Genomic DNA, 20,861 nt, shown 5'->3' on the forward strand with positions numbered 1-20,861 from the left:
CTGTACCGGGCGTACTGCAAGTTTTGGCGACAAAGCCCTCGGCGAAAAGGCCAAGCGAGGCGGCGCGAGGCATTGCACCCCGGGCTGCTAGCAGGCCTACTCGGCCGCTTTGCGCATCGCTCGGCGCCAGCTTTGGATGTCGTCCTCGAACTGCCCGAGCTGGTCCTCGGGGATCGGATCCCCGACCCGGTCGACGCGACTGCGGCGCTCGCCGAGGGCCATCGGATCGAGGCGCTCACCCGCGCGATCGATCAGCTCGAGGCGCAGGCGCGGGACGGGGGTCTTGCCGGTCTGGCCGACGAGCCCGAGGACCGCGCCCTGCTCGACCCGGTCCCCCGGGGCGCGGTCGCCGATCGTCCGCATCAAGTTGGCGTAGCGAACCCGGCGACCGTCATCGAGCTCGAGCTCGACGATCAAGCCGTCGTCGCCCTCGAGCCCGACGCCGCGGATCGTGCCGTCGGCGACGGCCACGACCGGCGCGCCGAGGGGCCGGCGATAGACCGCGCCCATGCGCCCGTCGATGAACTCGATCGCGGGCGCGAGCGAAGCCCGCGCCTCGGGGTCGATCGGGTGCCAGGCGAAGGGTGTGCGCAGCAGCGCGCGCCGCATCGGCTGGCCCCCGTGGTCGAAGAAGCCCTCGTCGGCGCCCTTGGGCTTGTAGCGGTAAAAGGCCATGCGCCCGGCCGCGCCGATGTAGCGGATCGCCAGCAGCTTGCCGTAGCGGTGGAAGTTGCGCCCGAGGTAGCGCTTCTCGACCAGGACCTGGATCTTATCGCCGGGCCGCGTGTCGGCGGTGAAGTCGACCTCGGCGGCGAGGGAGTTGGCGATCATCCGCGCGAGCTCGGAGGTCTGCTCGGCCTCGACCACGGCCTCGAGCAAGCTGCCGTTCTTGGGCAGCTCGACGGCGATGACCGCGACGTCGACGCGCAGCGGGTGCTGAATGTTGCGGACCTCGAGCCCCGTCGGGGTCCGGCAGGCCTGGATCAGGTGGCCCTCCGAGACCTCGATCTCGAGCGCCTGGAGCCCGCCCTCGCGGTCGCCGGCGATCCGCACGGGCGCGCCGCTGCCGGTCAGCATGCCGAGATCCATGGTGCCGCGGATCTCGGCCTCGAGCTCGTCGATCGGCTCGGCCGCGAGCCCGAGCTCGAGCAGCGCGAGGCGCAGCGTCCGGCCCTGGTCGAGCTTGGTCTCGAGCCGGAGGCGGTCGTCGAGGTTGGCGAAGACCTGGACCGGATCGCCGCCGCAGGCGGCCTCGAGCGGCGCGGCGAAGCCCTGCCCGTCGACGCCACCGCCGATCACCGCGGCCTTGGCATCAAAGGAGTCGAGCCCGCCCTCGTCGCGCCACACGAAGATCCACGCGTTGATGAAGGCGAGGACCAGGAGCAGCAAGATCGTGCGGTTGCGAGCCTTGAATTCCTTGGGATCCCGAGCCTTGCCGCGCCCGCGCCCGCGCCCGCCAGCCTCGCGCTTGCCAGGCTCGACCCGACGGTTGCCCTTCGACTTCGAGCGCCGCGTCTTGGCCGACTTGGCCGCGGGTTTGCGCTTGGCCTTGGCCCGCGACCGAGCCCGCCCCTGGCCCGAGCGGCCCGCGCTGCGCTTGTGCGCACCGGATCGGGAGGCGGGTCGCCGAGTTTGACGCTGCTTGGACACCGTCTTCGGCGCTAGCACGGCGGCGCTGCGGACCGAAAGATTTCGCCTTTGGGGGCCTGCACGGCCGCTCAGGTTGCGAGGCCACGACCCCGTCCCGTGGTTCGCGCCCGGACACTTCGCCGCCCCCTCGACCGCGACGTCCTCCTCGGGCACGCCGACGAGGTCGCGCTCGGTCAACCCCGCCCCCGTCGAGTACGACCGGGCAGAGGATGAAGTGGTCACGCTTTCGCTCGCGAGCGTGAGGTCCGTTAGCCGGGTCACATCAGCGCAAGCGCCCAACGCCACTCGCGCCGCCTGGCTGATACCATCTCGCGTAGTGGCGCTCAGCGGACCTGAACGAGAGGCGCGGATCGCCCAGCTCGAGGCGGAGCTCTCGGCCCTTCGTGGCGAACCCGGGCCGCGAGGATCAACGCAGATCGGCCCAATGAGCGCGCGCAGACTCTACGAAGACTGCCCGGTCGGGCTCGCGCTGTGCCGAATGGACGGGCGGTTCATCGACGTCAACCCGGCCTTCGCCGCGATCCTCGGCCGGACCGTCGAAGACACCCTCGCGCTGACCTACTGGGACATCACGCCGCCAACCTACGACGCAGACGAGGCCCAGCAGCTCGACTTGCTCGAGCGCACCGGTCGCTACGGTCCCTACACCAAGCACTACTTCCATCGCGACGGTCACATCGTCGCGGTCCGCCTCAGCGGGCGGGTCGTCGAACACGACGGCCAGCGCCTGATCTGGTCGTCGGCCGAAGACATCACGGACCAAGCCCGCGCCGCGGACGCGCTGCGCGAGAGTGAGCAGCGCTACCGATCCGTGGTCGAGACCACGGGCGAGTGGATCTGGGAGCTCAACCTGGCCCTGAAGCACACCTTCTCGAACCGCGCGGTCGAGCGGATCTTGGGCTACACGGCGGAGCAGTTCCTGGCCCTCGACACCCTGACGCTGATGCACCCCGAGGACGCCGAGGAGGTCGGCAACAAGCTCCCCGCGTTGATGGCGAACAAGCAGGGCTGGCGAGGATGGCTGGTCCGCTGGCGCCACAAAGACGGGCGCTACCGTTACGTCGAGAGCTCGGCCGAAGCGATCCTCGACCCCAGCGGAGAGCTCCGCGGCTATCGGGGCGTCGATCGCGACATCACCCACCGCCTCGAGCTCGAAGAGCAGCTTCGCCACGCCCAAAAGATGGACGCCGTCGGCAAGCTCGCCGGCGGCATCGCCCACGACTTCAACAACCTCCTGGTCGCGATCCTCGGTCACGCGGATCTGCTCGCCGAGTCGGTCAAGCACGACCCCACGGCGTACGAGGATGTCGAGGGCATTCGCCACGCAGGGCAGTGGGCCGCGAGCCTGACCCAAAAGCTGCTCGCCTTTAGTCGGCGACAGATGACCTCGCCCGTGCGCATGGACCTCAACGACGCCACACGGGACTGCGCCGCGCTCCTCGGTCGGGTGCTCGATGACAACATTGAATTGCGCACCGAACTTCACCCCGAGAGCCTGGGCGTGTTCGCCGATCCAGGCGAGATCGAGCAGGTTGTCATCAACCTCGTGACCAACGCCAGCGACGCCGTGGGTAGCCGGGGTACGATCACCGTGCGGACCGCCACCGTCGAGACGGTCGAGGCGGGCGAGGCGGGCGAGGCGGGCGAGACGGGCGAGGCGGGCGACACCGAAGCAGACGAGCGCGCGCTGCTCGAGGTCACCGACGACGGCAGCGGGATTCCCCCCGAGCTCCTGGATCGGGTGTACGAGCCCTTCTTCACGACCAAGGCGGCCGGCGCCGGGACCGGGCTGGGCCTGTCGACCGTGTACGGCATCGTCAAGCAACTCGGCGGCACCATCGACATCGACAGCGAGCTCGGCCGGGGGACCCGGGTCCGCGTTGTCCTGCCGCTGCATGAGGCGCCCGCCCCCGTCGCCCCGGCGCCGACCGAGGTCGGCCCGACCAAGCGGATCCTCGTCGTCGACGACGAGATGTCGGTCGCCGTGATCGTCACGCGCGTGCTCGAGGCGGCCGGCCACGTGGTCGAGGGGGCCCTGAGCGCGGCCGAGGCCCTGGCCGCGCTCGAGGCCGCCGAGCAGCCCTTCGACCTCCTGCTCTCGGACATCGTCATGCCCGAAACCAGCGGCGTCGAGCTCGCGCGTCGCTGCCGAGAGCGCTGGCCTTCCACCCAGATCTTGCTCATGAGCGGCTACGCGCCGAATCAGGCCCTCGAGATGGCACCCACCGAGGTGATCGAGAAGCCCTTCTCTCCCGACGAGCTGCTCCGTCGCGTACGCGACGTGTTCGAACTCAGCCCCTAGCCACGCGCTCGAGGGGCTTCAGGCGGCCCTCGGTCAGGGCTTCGCCGATGATCAGCTGAAACTGCGCCTCGTGCTCATTGGTGATCAGCCCGGTCACCGCGTTCAGGTGGGCGTACACGGCCAACATCAACCACGCGAAGTTCGCCGCCGTCGGCGAGTTGATCGCGCGCAGGACCAGCGGGTCCGCGCCGTACACAGCGACGCGCGTGTCGCCGCCCTCGATCAGCCCGCCACCCACGAGCTCGTGCGGCGACACCCACACCCGCGTCGGCGGCAGCGGGAGATCGCCGAGCACGCGGGGGTCGGGGCGCAGCTCGGACAGCCAATGCTCGAGGTTCCACGCGAGCAGGTCCGACGACATCACCCGGGTCACGTCCCAGACCTGGAGCTCGACGCCCGCATCCGAGCCTGACTCGGCCTCCTCGCCCGAGGCCGCCCCCGAGGCCCCGCTGGCCGAGGCCGGCATGACCACCCGCGACGCCTGGAGGTGGGCGTCGAGCCAGTCGCGGATGAGCGCAGGTGTGGCGTCGCCGGCCGCCAGGACCGCCGACCAATCGAAGGCTGGGATCTCCTCGCCGACGGCGTCGTGATGCTCGAAGTGGCGGCGAAACAGCTCGATCATCCGGTGGCCCGAGACCAAGGTCGCGGCCCCGGTGTCGAACAGCGGCAGGCTCAAGATGCGCTCGGCGAGCTCGGTCGAGACGCTGGCCGAGAGCCCGATCGTCCCGGCGATCAGCGTGAGCTGCTCCCCGGCGTAGGTCAGGAGCACGCGCAGCGCGGCCTCGTAGCGCCCGCGGTCGTCGCCGAGCTCGGGCAGCCGCCCGATCAAGCGCCCGAGCAACCCTGCGGCCTGCTCGTCGATCGCACCGAGCAGGAGCTCGTGCGTGCTCGCGTCCCAGTTCGAGTCGTCGATCGTGATCGAGCCGACGACGCCATAGAGATGCGCGAGCTCGTCGAGGGCCGCGACCGAGCCCCCGCCGCGGGCGCGCAGCTGGATCCGATACTCGGGCAGGCGCGTGGCCGGGATCCCGAGCACGCCCCCCCACTCGCGCTCGAACGACTCGCGGACCAAGAACGCCACGCCCGCGGTCATCGGGTTGCGCGCGGCCTCGACGTCGTCGAGGTCGAAGTCGAAGGCCAGGCGCACGCGGCCGAGCGGCACGAGCAGGCGATAGCTGAAGGCCGAGACCGCGAGCGAGCTCGGGCGCCCCGCGGGCGGACGGCGACCGGCGAGCGCGGCGTTGGTCAGCGCGCCGAGCTCGGCCGAGCCAAGCACGTGACCGTAGTGGACGAGCAAGCCCTCGTCCGAACGCAGCGCGGCGTGGACCTGGCCCAGACCCCAGACCTCGCCGTCGAGATCGAGAAACAGCGGGAAGTCCAGCAGCTCGTGGGTCTCGAGGGCCTCGGCCTTGCCGCTTGCGAGCGCCCGACACCCGTAGCACTGCAGCTGGCGCACGGCCTGGCGACGGTGCTCCTCGAGCTCGCGCGGGTCGGCGCCGGGCTCGTCGGCCTCGCCGAGCATCCGGCGCTTCAGGCCGTCGACCAAGCTGGCGAGGAGCTCGCCGCGGGCGTCCTCGTCGAGCTCGTCGACCTCGCCGACCTCGCCCTCGATCAACAGCGGAAAGTCTGGGTACTCGCGCAGGCCCAGGGCCACGTCGCGCACACGCACGCGCCCGCCCAGCTCCTCGGTCAGCACGTCGCGGGCGTCCACGCGCACGTAGCCGGCCTCGCCGAGCATCGAGATCAAGATCCGCTCGGTCCCCGCGTCGAGGGCCAAGATGCGATCGAGATCGAGACCGTCGAGGTCGGCCGGGACCTCGGGGATCGTGCCGTAGACGAGGCCGGCGGTCTGGTCGGTCAGCAGCGCCAGCTCGCGTAAGCTGATCGCCCGCCCCGAGACCGTGCGCAGCAAGTTCAGCGAGAAGGGATCGAAGCCCGCGACCGCGCGCAACAGCGAGAAGCTCAGGCCCGGGGCCACGCGCCCCGGCCGGGCCGCGCGCAGGCGGGTGACGGTCACCCGCGACAGCACCTGCAGGGCGAGGCGCGCGGCGGCGGTGTTGGGCTCGATCTTGCCGACGGCCAGGCCCGCGAGCGCGCGCTGATCTTGCTCGCGCAGCAGCGGCACCGCGAGCGCGGCGAGGCGCTCGGCCACGCGCTCGGGCAGCTGCTGCGAGCGCAGCCCCGTCGGCTGGGCCGTCGGCAGCTCGACGTCGAGCACCCGCCCGGGGTAGGCCGACGCGAACAGCTGCTGCCCGAGCAGCCGCCCCGTCGTGGTCACGCGCACGAGCAGGCCGCGGGCGGCCGCGCCGGGCTCGGCCGGGCTGTAGAGGGTCGCGCGGATGGTCCCGGTCTCACCGATCATCACGCGCAGCTGCGTCGTGATCCGGGCCAGGAGCTCGCCTTCATTCGCCTCGGGCGCGAGGAAGCCGGCGTCGCGCAGCTCGGACCAGACCCGCGCCCACGCGACCTTGTCGAAGTCCGAGAGCGTGGCCGTGGCCTCGCCCTCCTCGTCGACCTCCGCGCGCAAGCGCAGGTTGGCGCCATGTTTGACGATCTGATCGACGAGGCTGTCGACCGGCGGCACCTCGAGTTCGACCGGCGGCAGCAGGTAGGGCTCGGCCGGGGGCTCGAGCTCGGCTTGGTCATAGAAGCGCTGATCCGCGGCGTCGCCGACCTGGGGCCGCCAGATCTGCAGCTCGCGCCCGCCGAGGACCCGGACCGCGGCGACCTGGGCCCCGGGCACCCGCAAGACCTGAGCGTCGAGCCTCCGCGCGATGCTCTTGGCCCGGCGACCGATCGCCTCGTCGTCGCCCGTGGGCAGCTTGCGATCCGCGGGCGGCACGATCACGACCCGGGGATGCTCGCGCAGAGACTCGCGCAGCTGCGCGGGGCTGTAGGCGAGGCCGTCGACCCCGGTGATCTTGGGCGCCTCGGCCGCCTTGCCGCCGACCAGCGCCTCGGCGTAGGGCCGCAGGCGCAGCCACATCTCTTCGAAGCGGTCGTCACGGACGAAGCCCGAGTGGTCGACGGTCTTGTGCAGGCGATCGAAGCAGATGATCCCGCCGATCTTGTGGCCCTTGATGAGCTCGTAGTGATAGCTCTGGATCCAGACCCCCTGGGTCAGGATCTGAAAGCCCGGCTCGCCGCCGTTCGGCTTGAGCCCGATCGTCCCGTAGAGGTCGCCCTCGTCGACGCTGCGGACCTGCTTGTAGCCGAACAGGTTGGGCACGCGCTGGCGGGCCCAGCCGAACAGCGGCTGGCTGTTGAACACCAGCGGGACCGGGGCCCCGAGGCAGCGCAGCTCGACGGTCGCGTACTCGAGCCCGCCGTCCTCGTCGCCGTGGCGCCCGGTCCCGGCCGCGACCTTGGACCGGTTGAGCTTCCTGGCCCGGACGTAGGTCCCGTTGAGCGCGCCCTCGGCCCGACCGACGTCGACCTGTTCGGCGCCCGCGCGCACGACCATCCGCGCGGTCCCCCCGGGCGTGCCGTCGCCGGACTCGATCACGACCTGCTCGGGCTCGAAGAGCATCAGCGCGTTGACGCCCAGCGCCAGCGAGCGGACGTGGGCGAGGTCGAGGCGCTCTTTTGACGCGAACAAGAAGTCGAACAGCTGGGCGAGCTCGTCCTCGCGCAGCGAGCCGCCGGTCCACGAGATCAGCACGTCGCCGTCAGCGCAGGAGATGTCGACGTAGTCGGCCCCGCCCGCGATCGCGGCCTGGATGATCTCGAGGATGTAAAAATAGGGATCGGCCAGCGCGAAGCGGCGCAGCTTCTCGATCGCGCGGCGGCGGGCGAGCTTGAACTGCTTGCGCTCGGAGAAGCCGCCCTCGCCCTGGCGCGCGCGCGCGATGACCTCGTCGATCCCGGACATCAGCGGCCCCCCCCCGCGGCGCTGACGAAGGCCGGATCGAGCGCGGCGGCGATCAGCGAGGTGTCGAGCTCGAGCCCGCGGTTCTCGTCGAGCAGCAGCGCCTTGGCCAGGCAGTAGGCGGCCATCTCGGGCTCGTGTTCGGCGAGGCGCGAGAGCCCGCGAAAGTGGCTGTGCTCGCAATTGACGGCGGCCTCGGGCCGCTCGGGCCGCTCGTTGAGCATGATCTCCGCGGTCGGAATCGCCATCAGCGGCGCGACCTCGTGGGCGACGACGAACAGCGGCTGGCGGCCACCGGGCGCTCCGTGAAAGCGGGCGCAGACCAGCCCGCTGTAGCCGACCGTCGGCTCGAGCCGACGCAAGAAGGTGACGGCCCGCGCGAACAGGTTGGGCCGCGGGCCGAGGCCGCGCTCGAGCACCGACCAGGCCCGCGCGACCAGAGCCCTGGCCTGGGCCTGGGCCTGGTCCTCGATGAGCTCGACGCCGACGAGCACGTCGACGGGGCGGGCGATCATCTCGCCGGCCTTGACCCACGCGTCGACCTCGGGCGCCCCGCGCAGCTTGTCGCGCAGCTGCGCGAACACGCCCGTGCTCACGAACTCGCGCGACAGGCCGTTGGCCAGCACCCGCGTGACCGGGCCAGCGATCTCGACCGAGTTGGCCCCGCCGAGCTCGTTGGCGCCGGGGATCATGATCACGGGCGTCCCCTGCCCGAGCAGCTGCTCGACCAGCGCCGAGGGCTCGGTGTCGACGTAGACCCGCCCGTCGCCCGCGGCGCGCTCGCACAGCTGATCGAGGGTGTAGGCGCGCCCGTCGAGCCCGAGCAGCAGCGGCGCCGCGCCGAGGCCCTCGAGCGCGTCGGCGCCCTCGCGCGCGAGGTAGCCCATGAGCTCGAAGTAGCGCCCGCGCTCGCTCGTGGTCCAGCGCTTGGGCCCGCCCGTGGCCTCGCTGACCGAGCGGACGAGCGCGCAGATCTCCTTTACCAGGCGCTGACGCAGGGGCCCGGCGGCCGCGCGGATGATCCTGGCCATGGCCTTGTCGTAGTTCTCGTCGCGCATCACGGTCTCGCGCGAGAGCGTGTGCTCGAGGTAGCGCGACTTGATCCGGAACGCGACGTGGGCCAGGCCCGCGGGCACGAGGTCGGTCTTGCCCCTGACGACCGCGAGCGCGAGGCCCTTGTTGTAAAAGCCCCAGACCGGGGCGCGCGAGTAGGCCAGGACGATGTGCCCGCCCTCGTGCTCGACCGAGGTCACGCACTCGCCCTCGACCGAGAAGGGCTTGTTGATCTGCACGTACCCGCCCTCGACCGAGGCCCGATCCTCGAAGTTGATCTCGGCCTCGCTGTGGCGGCACCAGTGGTCGATCGTCTCGACGCTGCGCGCGACCAGATCGGTGTAGCGCGCGCGGTCGCCCTCGAGGAACAAGGTGATCTGCGTGCCCTCGATCGGGGTCGAGCAGGGCGACTTGAAGAAGCTGCGATCCTGATCGAAGAACACCTCCCAGTACTCGCCGTCGCGGCCGGTCTGGACGAGCACGCCCCGGGGCCGGAGCGCGAAGACCGAGACGAAGCCGATGCCGAACTTGCCGATCTTGGTCAGGTCGTGCTCTTTGCCCGACGAGAACAGGGTCGTGAGCTGCTCGTCGATGACCGCCTCGTTCATGCCCTCGCCCGCGTCGTCGACGTGGATCTCGATGACCCCGCCCGCGCCGCCAGCCTCGTCGGGGATGAAGTCGAGCCAGATCTCGATCGCCGAGCTCCCGGCGTCGATGCTGTTTTGGACCAGCTCGCGGTAAAAATCGAGGGCCGACGAGAACTGGGTGACGAGGTTCTCGACCGCTTCGTTGGTGACGTCCATCTCAGCTCGCCTCCTTCTTGTCGTTCTTGTGGTTCTCGGCCTCGGCCCGAACCGTGCTCCCAGCGTGGGTCGCGCCATCCACGATCACCGCGGCAGGGACCCCGCCCCCGCACGCGTCGGCGCGCGGCCCGGGGATCACGATCCGCTCGGAACGCGAGGCGCCGGCGTTTCGCTTGGTGATCTCTTGCAGGGCGACCTCGGCCGTCACGATCCCGGTTGGGACCGCGATGATCCCGTAGCCGAGCAACATCAGCAGCGACGCGATGAGCTGGCCGGGCACGGTCACCGGGGAGATGTCGCCGTAGCCGACGGTCGTGAGCGTGACGATCGCCCAGTAGATCGAGCGCGGGATGCTGGTGAAGCCGCTGTCTTCGACGTCGTGCTCGAGGAAGTAGAGCAGCGCGCCCTGGATCACGACGATGATCAGCAGCGTGCCCAGAAACACCGAGACCTTGTAGCGCGAGGCGACCAGCGCCCGGAGCAAGCCCCCGCCCTCGCTCGCCATCTGCCCGAGCTGGAACACCCGGAACACGCGAAACAGCCGCAGCGCCCGGACGATCTGGAGCGCCTGGGTGTCGGCGAAGATCAGGCTCAGGTAGGTCGGCAGCAGCGAGAGCAGGTCGACCAGGCCCATGAACGAGAGCGCGTAGCGCTTGGGCTCGCGGACGACGACCAGGCGGGTGACGTACTCGACGGTGAACAGCGCGGTCAGGACCCACTCGAGCACGCGCAAGGTGTCGCGGTGGCGCGCTTCGAAGATCGTCACGGTCTCGAGGCTGATCGCCACGATGCTGAGCAAGATCGCCACGAGCAAGGCGATGTCGAACAGCAGCCCCGCGCGGGTGTCGGTCTCGAACACGACCGTATAGACGCGGGCACGCCACCCTTCCTCGGGACGACTCTCCGGGTCGAAGAAGCGCACGGACGGGAGTGTACAGACTTTCCCGGGGATCAGCTCAGCAGGCGCTCGAAGGCGGCGCAGGGGCTCGGTCACGGTCGAGGGCTCGCTCCGCACGGGCCCGTCGAGGGTGAGCGCGGGCGCGATGCCAGCTCCTGAACCCGGGCCCGATCCTCCGGATGCACCGCTGCAAACAACCCTTCGGGCGAGGCTTCCTCGCGGGAGCTCGCGGCGCCTCGCGGAAGCTCGACGACCCGCGCCCGGAGGGTCTCCTCGTCCATGGACGGGCGGGGGCGCGAGCAGTATGGTAGCGAGCCTGGCCGAGGCCGAAGGCGGCCAGCGACACCGTGACAAACGAGGACAAGGCAGGGCGGGCACGACGGCCTCGGGCCCGCATGATCGCCGAGCTCAGCGGCTACGCCCGGGGTCTCGCGCGCGCCCCGTCCCTCGCCCTCGACTGGCGCGCGCTCCCCCGCGGGCACGCCCCGGTCCTGGTGATCCCGGGCTTCGCCGCCGCCGACGCCTCGACCCTGGTCATCCGCGGCGTGCTCGGGCGGCTCGGCCACCCGACTCACGGCTGGGGTCTCGGCCGCAACCATGGCAACCACGCCAAGCTGCTGCCGCCGCTGATCGAGCGCGTCGCCGAGCTCGCCGAAGCGCACGCGCAGCCGATCACGCTGATCGGCTGGAGCCTCGGGGGCATGTTCGCCCGCGAGGCGACCCGCGCCGAGCCGCGGCACGTCGCCGCGATCGCTACCCTGGGGACCCCCGTCGTCGGCGGGGGCGCGGGCGCGCTGGGCGTTCCGATCACGGCGATCTACAGCAAGCGCGACGCGGTCGTGCCGTGGCAGCAGTGCATCGACCCCAACCCCGCCAACGAGGTCGAGTACATCGAGGTCGACGCCACTCACCTCGAGCTCGGCGTGGCGCCGCAGGTCTTGAAGATCCTGGCCTCGATCGTCGCGCGCTCGGGCTTGCGGTCGTCGCGAGGCGAAGCCGGCCCGGCCTGAGTCGAGCGCGGCGCTCGGTTCAGGGCGAGCTCGAGTCTGGCTCCGCGACCAGGTCCGGGCGGACCCCGTAGCTCACGCTACTGCTACCGCTACTTTGGACCCCACTCGAGCAACGGTGTCTGGTAGTAGAGCACCGTCGTGCCGTCCACGATCTCTCGCCTTGAGTAGTAGAGGATCCCTCGTAGCTCGCCGACCCGCTGAGCGACTTCCATCGCCAACTCTGCATCGTCGTCCGGCTGAGCGACATCGGGCCATAGCTGCGCGACATCGAACGTGAGCCAACCCGACGCATCGGGCACCGTCGATAGTTTGGCCCCGAGTTCGATGTCGGCAGCCACATCGAAGGGCTGAGTCAGGCCCGATTGGCCCCAGACCGCCTGCTCGTCCACCAGCAGGTAGCCATCGTTCGTCGCAACAGTGACGTGTACCGGGACGCTGACCACCATCGAGCATGCTAGTTCCTGGTCGATGACAGTCAACTCGTAGGACTCTCCAACGAAGTTGATGGTCGTGGTGATCTGCGTCGGCGTGTCTTCGTCGAGCCAAACCGCCGCATGTACACGGGTCCCTGGGAGTTCGGCTATCGCATCGTGGAGTTCCGCGTAGGCGACGGCTTCGCTGTCGAAGCGCACGAACAGCGACTCCTCGGCACACTCGAAGGTTGAGGAGTCGCTCTCATCCTCGTTCCCGGCAGGTGAGCACGCCCCGACGACCGCGGCGGTGAGGAGAAGGGCAGTGAATCTCACGTTACCAATCATAGATCGGTTCGAGGATCTGCGGTACCGCCCGCCACCGCGGCCGAGGCCAGCCCCAGCTGGCCCGCGTTCGCTCGACTTCGCCGCGTGACCGACCCGACTCTGAACAGCTCGTGATGGTCGAGCCGTGTCTCGGCCGAGCCTCGGCTCACGGGGCTGGCCAAGTTCGGGGGCGACATCGACGATGCGCGGACCCTCGATCATGCACTTTGACGCCCACGCCCTCGTCAACGACGAGCGTGCGGCGAGAGCTCCGGGCCGAGGGCCTGCCCGCCTCCGCCTGGGCAGAAGTGATCGTGTTGGGCGATGGCGAGCAGGTTCCACTGCCGAAGGACCCAAGGCCTGGCGCTGGCTCGGTTGGGGCGCGGCCGGCGACGGACCGGGCGTTGATCGTCGTATCGTGGGGGCGATGACGACACGTCGGCCGGTCCGTCGCGGTGGGCTCCGGTACCTGGGACGACCCGTGACTGCAGCGGACTACGGGCTCGCCTCGACCTCGAGCATCATGGTCGTCAGCAGCGACCGCTCCTCGCTGGACAGGGTCCGCGTCTTGCTGAGGTGGATGAACACCATGTGCGCGACCAGGGCAAGCAGCGGATCCGAGCCGGCGCGGTCGGCCTCTGTCATCACCCCGTGACGCTCCATGTTGCAGCCCTTCCACAGGGCGGCGTCGCGACCCGCGGGGTCCATCGTGGCCAGCGACTGCATCAGTGCTTTCGCGTCGGATCCACACACCTCGTTCAGCAATCCCGGGTTCTCGAAGAGGCTCTTGGCGAGCAGCGCTTCGTGCATGTCGGGGTCAGACTCCGTGATGGCCTCGAGCCCCTCGACCAGCGATGGCGGGAGGGCAGCCTTGTCGATCTCGACGATGGCCGCGGTGGCCAGCGCCGGCCGCATGTCGGGGGCGACCGTGGCGATCGCGTCCATCGCCTTGGTGGCCTCGCCTTGCTTGCCCGCATCGACCGGCTTCTCGGGTGCCTTCGCCTCGGCCGTGGGCTCGCCCGAAGACTTGGCCTTCTCGTCGCCGTCACAGGCCACGGACAAGAGCAGACACGGAAGCAACAGCGCTCGAAAGCTCATGGCCCGTGACTATCACGGGACAGAGATGATGAGAGCCGCGCGCTGATGGCGCCGGAGCACTCGGCTGGCACACGAACCCGGAGCTCCTCGGCGCCAGCACGGTGAAGAGTGAGCACTTCCAATTCCAACCCGCGGGAACGGCCGTCCTGGAGAGTCACGCGATGCGAGGAGTCCACCGGCAGTTCGTGCTCGCCCGCGGTCGGCGGGACGAAGGCGGTGAACATGACGGGGCCCGACCCGCGCAGGTCGTCCCCACAGGGATCCTCGACCTCACTCTGGGTGAGCATGACGATGATCGGAGCTCGCGGCTCGTCGTCCGAATAGCTGACGGAGTACGCGTGGGTCAGCGTCCCCGCCCTGGGCAGCTGTTGTCGGCGACCAGGGCCACGCGCCCGAGGCCGAAGGTCGAGCGGCGCACGATCCGGCCCCCGACCTCGCGCATGGCCGCGTCGAGCTCGTCGAGACGCCGCACCATTCGTCGAGCGCGAGCGTGGCAGCAGACGTCTGGCGTCGTTGTCGAGCTGCGCCACGACCCTGGTGCGATACGACCCAAACAACCCCGCCGACGCGATCATCGACGTCGACCTGCGCGTGGGATGGGGCTGTTCATCATCGCGGGTGTGTTCATCGAGTAGTTGCCTGCTGGCAACCGGACTCAGAACTGGGCACGCATCACCTCACGAATAAGTAGACGAGGTAGCTGGCGAAGCGACCGCGCTCGAACCCGGCACGAAACCCCAGAGCCCTCACCCGTGGACGTGGCTGCTGCAACGGGTGTTCGCAGTCGACATCATGGTCTACTCGCGTTCTCGCGGCTCGATGAAGCGGGTCGAGATCACCAACGAGCGCGACGCGATAGCGCGAGTCCTCACCACCGCTCGGCTCGGGTCGAGGCCACCACCACGGTCGAGGCCACCACCACGGCCGGGGCCGCCGCTCCACGGCCAGCTCGAGCTGAAATTCGCAGCCTGAGCGCCGCGATCCCAACCAGCTTTGCGTTGGCTTCGCCGTGTCTCGAACCGCGAGTTCGACCAGGTGAGGTGCGAAGTTGTTCACGCCCATCGCCCTCCCCGGTCGCTCGTCCGGGCTCGGCGACTGATCCTTGACCGAGGTCTGGCTCACCCGGCACAGATGAGTGACTGGCGTCACTCCGACAACCGGTTCTCGTCACCAGACCACCGTTTGAAACTCCTCTGCGCTGATCACCGCGATGAACTACGCTCCGCCGCCATGACACATCCAAAAATTTCGACCTTGTTGACGGCGCTCGCGCTCGCTGTGACTGGCTGCAGCGACGACGCCACGAGCTCGCCATGCGAAGACGAAACCGGCGACGGATACGACGAGACTACAGAAGGAACGACGGACGATCCGACCGACGATCCGACCGACGATCCGACCGACGATCCGACGGGCGATCCGACGGGCGATCCGACGGGCGATCCGACCGATCCCCCACCGAGCTGCGGTGACGGTGTCGTAGATGAGGGCGAGGACTGCGACGATGGCGGGGAGTCGGCCGAGTGCAACGCCGACTGCACGAGCGCCGCCTGCGGTGACGGCATCATCAACGCCAGCGCAGGCGAGAGCTGCGACGACGGCGGGGAGTCGGCCGAGTGCAACGACGACTGCACGGCGGCCGCCTGCGGTGACGGCATTATCAACGCCAGCGCGGGCGAGGTCTGCGACGACAGCAACACCGACGACCTCGACGGCTGCAGCGCGACCTGCCAGTCCGATGAGACCTGCGGCAACCTGCACCTCGACCTCAGCACGGGCGAGACCTGCGATGACGGCAACGAGATGGCGGGCGACGGCTGCGACGCGTGCGCGGCCGAGCCCTTCCAGGTGTGCGCGAGCGAGGTCCCCGTCGACATCACCGACAACATGACCGTGATGTCCATGATCGACCCGCCCTTCCCCTACCTCGTCACCGACGTCGACCTCGCGATCGACATCACACACAGCTCGCTCGATGACCTGGACGTCGAGGTGACGCACGGGGCGACCACGGTGCTGATCGCAGACAACTTCGACAACCAGATGGGCCCCGGCAACGCCTGCACCGGCGACGACATGCTCGCCATCGTCGACGACGACGCGAACATCTCCCTCGAGGCGGCGTGCGTCGAGCCGGGCCCGCCCGCGATCGACGGCCGCTACGCTCCCGCCGAGAGCCTGTCGGCCTTCAACAACGCCGACGTCTCGGGCTCATGGACCCTCTCGATCAGCGACGCCAACGAGGGTGAGCTCGGCGCGCTCGACCGTTGGTGCCTCAACCTCAACGGCTTCGGCGTCGAGCCGAGCCGGCTGTACTGGGCCACCGCGAACTCCTCAGTGTGGAGCGTGGAGGCGGACGGCGCCAACCCGACGGAGCTTGTCGACGGCCTGCAGAGCAACTTCGTGGTCGCCACGGATCCGGCCAACGGACACATCTACTACGATCATAGTGCCACCATCACCCGGTTGGACGCCGACGGGGCCAACCCGGTCGACATCATCGCGGGTAACAACGTCTTCGGCCTGGCCGTGGACTCGAGCGCCGGCTACCTGTTTTGGTCGGAGTTCGACCTCGACCAGGTCATGCGCGCCGATCTCGACGGCGACAACGTGATGGAGGTCGGCGTGGCCGGCAGCCCCTCGGGGATGGCCGCCGACCCGGTCAACCAGAAGCTGTACTTCATCACCTACAACAACACCCAGCTTTATCGGGTCAACTACGACGGCAGCGACCAAGAGGTCATCGTTCCGAACCTGGGCGGACAAGGGGTCGCGGTCGCGGTCAATCCCGCGGCCGGCCTGGTGTACTACTCGAACCGGGCCGACAACATCTTCGTCGCCGACCTCGATGGGGCCAACCCCAGCGTGCTGCTCAGCGGGCAATCGAGCGTCCAGGGCCTCGACATCGACACGGAGTCGGGGCTGATCTACTGGGTTGCACCGTTCGCGAGCATGATCCGCAGCGCCAACCTCGCTGACGGTAGCAACGTCCAGGACGTCACCATGAGCAACGGCACCGGCTGGGGGTTGGCCTTCATGTAGGGTCGCCGAGCACGAGCGCGGTCAGCCCCTGAGCGACCGCGCTGTGTGCACGGATTCTGCCCGTGCATGACGGGCAGAGTCCGCATTTTTTTGCACGAATGCGCCACGACCGTCGACTCGGCGCAGCGGCGGCAAACAAAGTGGGCGAGGCCATGCTCGAGGATGCCGCAGCGCAGGTACGCCCCTCGATCGCACGCTCGAATTCGTCGAGCACGCCGCCCAGGCGAGCGGGAGGGTCTGCACTCACCTCGAGCTCGGCGTGGCGCCGGAGGTCTTGAAGCTCCTGGCCTCGATCGTCGCGCGCCCGGGCTTACGGTCGTCGCGAGGCGAAGCCGGCCCAGCCTGAGTCGAGCGCGGCGCTCGGTTCAGGGCGAGCGCGAGTCTGGCTCCGCGACCAGGTCCGGGCGGACCCCGTAGCTCACCAAGGTCGCGGTCCCACGCTCGCGCAGGGCCTCGGATCGCTCGGGCGCGTCGTGGGCCAGCGCCCGAGCGAGCTCGAGCTCGATGATCGCCGCGTGGACCTCCGCGCCCTCGGGCCCCTGCGCCAGCGCCAGCGCGGCCTCGAGCTCCTCGACCGCGCGCTGCTGCTCACCCTCGTCGAGCGCGAGGCGGCCGAGCTCGATCCGAAGCATCCATGCGAAGGGGTGGACGCTGCCGTCCTCGCGCGTGACCCCTTGCAGCCCGAGCTCGAGCTGCGCGTGAGCCTCGTCGCGACGACCGAGCTCGCGCAAGGCCGCAGCCAGCAGCGCGCGGCACCGGGCGAGCTCGGGGCTCTTGGAACCAAACACCGTCTCGCCAGACTCGACGAGCTCGCGGGCGTGGTCGTAGGCCGCGTCGAGATCGCCGTCGTGGAGCGAGACCCTCACGAGCGCCGCGAGCGGTCCGACCCGGCGCAGGTCGACGGCCTCGGCCTCGGCGAGCCCGTACTCGGCCTCCGCCACGTGGCGGCGCATGCCCTCTTCGTCTCCGAGCCACCACGCGACCCGGGCGAGCTGGCCGTGGACGGCCATGCGCCGCGTATCCTCGCGATCGAAGCTCTGCTCGTAGACCGCGGCGGCGTGGACGAGGTGCGCCCAGGCCTGGCGATGCTCGCCGACCCAGGTCAAGAGCAGGGCGAGGTTGCACTCGGTCGTCGCGTAGTCCGGGTGCTCGGTCCCGAGCTTGGCCGCGCTGACCTCGAGGCTCGCGCGGGTGTGTCGGATCGCCTCGCGAAACTCACCGGTGACCGAGCGCAGCGCCCCCAGGTTCTGGCGGCACGCGCTCACGTGCGGGTGATCGGCGCCGTAGAGGCCTTCGAGCTCGGCCAGCGCCGACTCGAGCAGCTCGATCGCGCCACGCACGTCGTGGAGGCGAAAGCGCACGGAGCTGAGGTTGATCCGGGTCTTTGCGATCAGCGGGTGGTGCGGGCCATAGGCCTCGGTCCACAGCTCGATCGCGCGGCGGTACTCGGCCCCGCCGCGGGCGTAGTCCCGACCCGATCCGACCAGCACGTTGCCGTAGCTGACGTGGACCTGGCCCCGGAGCGAGACCACACCGAGCTCACGCGCCTCGATCAGCGCGCTCGCGGCGTCGAGCTCGGCCAGGGCCTGATCCCAGTGCTGCTGGCGCTCGTGCAGGGCCGAGGCGCAAAGGTGCACGCGCACGGCCTGCGCCGGCGCGCGCTCCGGATCGACGCGGGTCTCGAGCAGCTCGCGGATCGCCAGGGCCTGGTCGAACTCTCCGCGGGCCGTGTCGATCGAGACCAGGTCGGTGAGGATCAGGGTCTCGAGCTCGGGGTCGTCGGCCCGCGACGCGCCCGCGAGCGCCTCCATGCTCGCGTCGTAGGCCTCGTCGGGGCGGCCGAGCTCGTACAGCAAGTGCCCGCGCTCGCGCTGCGCTCGCCCGAGCCCGGCGAGGTCGTCGAGCGCGGCCGCCCGGGCGCGGGCTTGCTCGGCGGCCTCGAGCCCCGCGGCGTAGCGGCCGAGCTCACCGAGGACCCGCGCCTGGGCCAGGGGCTCCTCGACGCTCAGCAGCGCGAGGCGGCGCTCATCCCCGAGCACCGCCCGGCCCTCCTGTGCGTCGATCCGACAGCTCTCGGGGTCGTCGAGCGCGAGGATCGAGTCCCGCGCCCGCGCGATGAGCTCTGCGTCGGCCCCGAGCAGGGTCTCGCTGAGCCCGGCGATGCTCTGCAGCCGCCGGTCGAGGCACAGCAGCTCCTCGCTCATGCGCTCGACCGGCACCTCACCTTCGATCATCGTCGCGCGACAGACCTCGCGCCGGACCGCCGCCCAGTGGACGAGCTCCTCGTCGAGCTCGACCGCGACCTGCTCGAAGGTCTCGGCCGCGAACGCGACCCCCGTCGCCTCGAACGCCGCCTCGACCTCGGCCCGCCGTCTCTCGTCCCAGACCCCCTCGAACTGATCGTCTGGCAGCGCGCACGGGTCGGCCTGGTCCTGGCCGGCCTGAGCCAGACCAACGCCCGCCCCGAGCAAGCCCCCGACCAGCCCGATCCCCGCGACCCACCTGCGCCGGCGCACGCGGGGGTCGTCGTTCAACACCGCGAGCAGCTCGTCCATGCTCGCAAAGCGCCGCTCGGCGTCGAAGGCCAGCCCCCGCACGAGCGCCGCGTGCACGTGCGGGTAGCGGGTCGGCGCTGGCGCGAAGCGGGGCGGCCCGGCGTACTTGGCCACGAACAGGCTCTTGGAGTCCTTGCCCTCGAAGGGGCGGCTCCCGTGGAGCGCCTCCCACAGCGACACGCAAAACGCGTACTGGTCGGCCCGGCCGTCGGCGCCGAGGCCCTGGTGCTGCTCCGGAGCCATGTACGCAGGCGTCCCGACCACGCGCGCGCTGGCCTGGCTGTCCGCGCCTCCGCCGAGCCCCCGGCCGACCTCGGCGAGGCCAAAATCGAGCACCCGGACCCGGCCGTCGGCGCCGAACATCAGGTTGCGGGGCTTGAAGTCGAGGTGGATGAGCCCGCGCGCGTGGGCGGCCGCGATCCCGCGGCCGGCCTCGGTGAACACCCGCAGCACCTCTTTTGCCGCCGGCCTCGGCTCGCTCGCGATCCACTCGGCGACCGTCGGGCCAGCGAGATGCTCCATGACGATGAACACCCCGACGACCGCGGCCCGGTCGGCCTCGGCCTCATCCTCGGCCCCGAGCAGCCCCGCGTTGGCCGAGCCCAGCGTGTCTTCGAGGCGGCCGACATCGTGGATCGCAACGACGTTCGGATGGGACAGCTGAGCGAGGAGCTGGGCCTCGGACAGGAGCTCGTCGCGGGTCGCCTCGTCCGCGTCTCCTGGCCGCGCGCGACCGTGGACGACCTTGATCGCCACGCGGCGATCGAGCTGGGGGTCGTAGGCCGTCCACACCGTCCCGAAGCCCCCACGACCGAGACAATCGAGGAGCACGTAGCGGCCGAGGCGATCGATCAGACCGACCAACCCGCCGATGCTGCCGGCCTGGCTCCCGCTCGCCGAGGTCGTGTCCCTCGAGCCCGAGGTCCGGATGACCTTGGTGTCGACATCAGCGGCATCCACGCTACCTAACGTATCAGCCGGGACCCAGGAGGCCGGGACCCGGCCCCATGTTCGAAGCCGCAGAAAATTCAGCGCGACCCAATTGGCCGTGAACGGATTGCCGACGCATTCAGCGGGCGCGAAAATGCTCGGGTGGCGCCCAGCTTCGCCCTCCGCGATGACTGAGCCTCGGCAACATCACCACAATGCCGCGACACCAATACGCCTCATCGACCCCACGAGATTGGCGCGACGACACAAGGTTTTCGCGCGCCCCTCCACATGCAGCCAGCACATCATCACATCATTGGACGCTCGGGGCCTCGCCGCTGACCTCCGGCCACGGCTGCGCGGCGCTGCGCGGCTCCTCGCGCGACGCGAGCGCGTCACGAGCCGCGCCAGAGCCTTGGGCCCGAGCTCAACCCCGCGACGACTCGTTCAGCGCGATCTTGAGCCTGTCCAACTGTCGCTTCACCCGGCCAGCGACGTCCCCGGTCAACTCGAGGTGAGCCAAGGCCTTGTCAATTTCGGTCAGGGAGAAGGCCTTGATGCTCGGGTTGAACCACGACAGCGCCGTCACCGTCCCCCGAGCCATGCGCGACTCGAGCATCACCGCCACCCGCGGTGACAGCCCCTCATTGATCTTGTTGAGCATGCTGCGCTGGGTCCCGCTCGGGCCGCCGCCGAGGGTGTAGACCAGCACTCGGGGCGTCTCGTAGGTCTCGAGGATCTTCCTCGCCGCGCCGAGGTAGCCCTCCCAGTCGGTAGCGTCGGGGTCATCGGGACCGTGGACCGCGAGGTGTACGTCGTCCACGACCGCGCACGCGAGCCTCGGCGATGCGTATTCGATCGTCATGAGTGGATCCAGCATCGCACCCGACGACGAAACGGGGAAGGGGCCCCCCG

General features: G+C 70.0%; 12 protein-coding genes. 3 read left to right on the forward strand and 9 right to left on the reverse strand.

Features of this window, described 5'->3' with window-relative positions; translation table 11 throughout:
* Positions 1-96 precede the first annotated feature (96 nt).
* A complete protein-coding gene (locus ENSA5_RS15675; protein WP_146155737.1) occupies positions 97-1,650 on the reverse strand; it encodes a M23 family metallopeptidase in 1,554 nt (517 codons plus the stop codon).
* 424 nt (positions 1,651-2,074) lie between these two features.
* Between ENSA5_RS15675 and ENSA5_RS15680 the strand changes: the two genes are divergently transcribed.
* Positions 2,075-3,952 carry a hybrid sensor histidine kinase/response regulator gene (locus ENSA5_RS15680; protein WP_106392472.1) on the forward strand — a complete coding sequence of 626 codons (1,878 nt, stop codon included), beginning with the start codon at positions 2,075-2,077 and terminating at the stop codon, positions 3,950-3,952.
* On the opposite strand, the gene ENSA5_RS15685 is transcribed toward ENSA5_RS15680, so the two are convergent.
* The 3 genes from ENSA5_RS15685 to ENSA5_RS15695 are packed head-to-tail and all read right to left on the reverse strand — an operon-like array spanning position 3,942 to position 10,598.
* Positions 3,942-7,823, reverse strand: a complete 3,882-nt coding sequence (locus ENSA5_RS15685; protein WP_106392473.1) for a hypothetical protein — start codon at positions 7,821-7,823, stop codon at positions 3,942-3,944. The genes ENSA5_RS15680 and ENSA5_RS15685 overlap by 11 nt on opposite strands.
* Positions 7,823-9,676 (reverse strand): ATP-binding protein, encoded by a 1,854-nt coding sequence (locus ENSA5_RS15690; RefSeq protein WP_181197790.1) that lies wholly within the window; start codon positions 9,674-9,676, stop codon positions 7,823-7,825. Before ENSA5_RS15690 ends, ENSA5_RS15685 begins: the two co-directional genes overlap by 1 nt.
* Before the next feature lies 1 nt (position 9,677).
* Positions 9,678-10,598, reverse strand: coding sequence for an ion transporter (locus ENSA5_RS15695; RefSeq protein WP_181197791.1), 921 nt, complete (start codon positions 10,596-10,598; stop codon positions 9,678-9,680).
* Between the two features lie 371 nt (positions 10,599-10,969).
* On the opposite strand from ENSA5_RS15695, the gene ENSA5_RS15700 reads away from it, so the two are divergent.
* On the forward strand, positions 10,970-11,584 hold the full coding sequence (locus ENSA5_RS15700; RefSeq protein WP_106392476.1) for an esterase/lipase family protein: 615 nt from the start codon (positions 10,970-10,972) through the stop codon (positions 11,582-11,584).
* Positions 11,585-11,673: 89 nt separating this feature from the next.
* Here the strand turns inward: ENSA5_RS15700 and ENSA5_RS15705 are convergent, their stop codons facing one another.
* The 3 genes from ENSA5_RS15705 to ENSA5_RS39200 all read right to left on the reverse strand — a co-directional run bounded on the left by ENSA5_RS15705 (position 11,674) and on the right by ENSA5_RS39200 (position 13,894).
* Positions 11,674-12,330 carry a hypothetical protein gene (locus ENSA5_RS15705; protein ID WP_146155738.1) on the reverse strand — a complete coding sequence of 219 codons (657 nt, stop codon included), beginning with the start codon at positions 12,328-12,330 and terminating at the stop codon, positions 11,674-11,676.
* Positions 12,331-12,816: 486 nt separating this feature from the next.
* Positions 12,817-13,419, reverse strand: coding sequence for a hypothetical protein (locus ENSA5_RS15710; RefSeq protein WP_146155739.1), 603 nt, complete (start codon positions 13,417-13,419; stop codon positions 12,817-12,819).
* A 343-nt stretch (positions 13,420-13,762) separates the two neighbouring features.
* Positions 13,763-13,894, reverse strand: a complete 132-nt coding sequence (locus ENSA5_RS39200) for a hypothetical protein (protein WP_258182875.1) — start codon at positions 13,892-13,894, stop codon at positions 13,763-13,765.
* 755 nt (positions 13,895-14,649) lie between these two features.
* On the opposite strand from ENSA5_RS39200, the gene ENSA5_RS15720 reads away from it, so the two are divergent.
* Positions 14,650-16,461 carry a DUF4215 domain-containing protein gene (locus ENSA5_RS15720; RefSeq protein WP_146155740.1) on the forward strand — a complete coding sequence of 604 codons (1,812 nt, stop codon included), beginning with the start codon at positions 14,650-14,652 and terminating at the stop codon, positions 16,459-16,461.
* A 365-nt stretch (positions 16,462-16,826) separates the two neighbouring features.
* Here ENSA5_RS15720 and ENSA5_RS15725 read toward each other — a convergent pair whose 3' ends face one another.
* A complete protein-coding gene (locus ENSA5_RS15725) occupies positions 16,827-19,976 on the reverse strand; it encodes a serine/threonine-protein kinase (RefSeq protein WP_106392481.1) in 3,150 nt (1,049 codons plus the stop codon).
* A 397-nt stretch (positions 19,977-20,373) separates the two neighbouring features.
* Complete coding sequence (locus tag ENSA5_RS15730) at positions 20,374-20,769, reverse strand: SpoIIAA family protein (RefSeq protein WP_181197792.1); 396 nt, start codon at positions 20,767-20,769, stop codon at positions 20,374-20,376.
* Positions 20,770-20,861 lie beyond the last annotated feature (92 nt).

Origin of the sequence: Enhygromyxa salina, assembly GCF_002994615.1 — a bacterium.
Taxonomy (GTDB): Bacteria; Myxococcota_A; Polyangia; order Nannocystales; family Nannocystaceae; genus Plesiocystis; species Plesiocystis salina_A.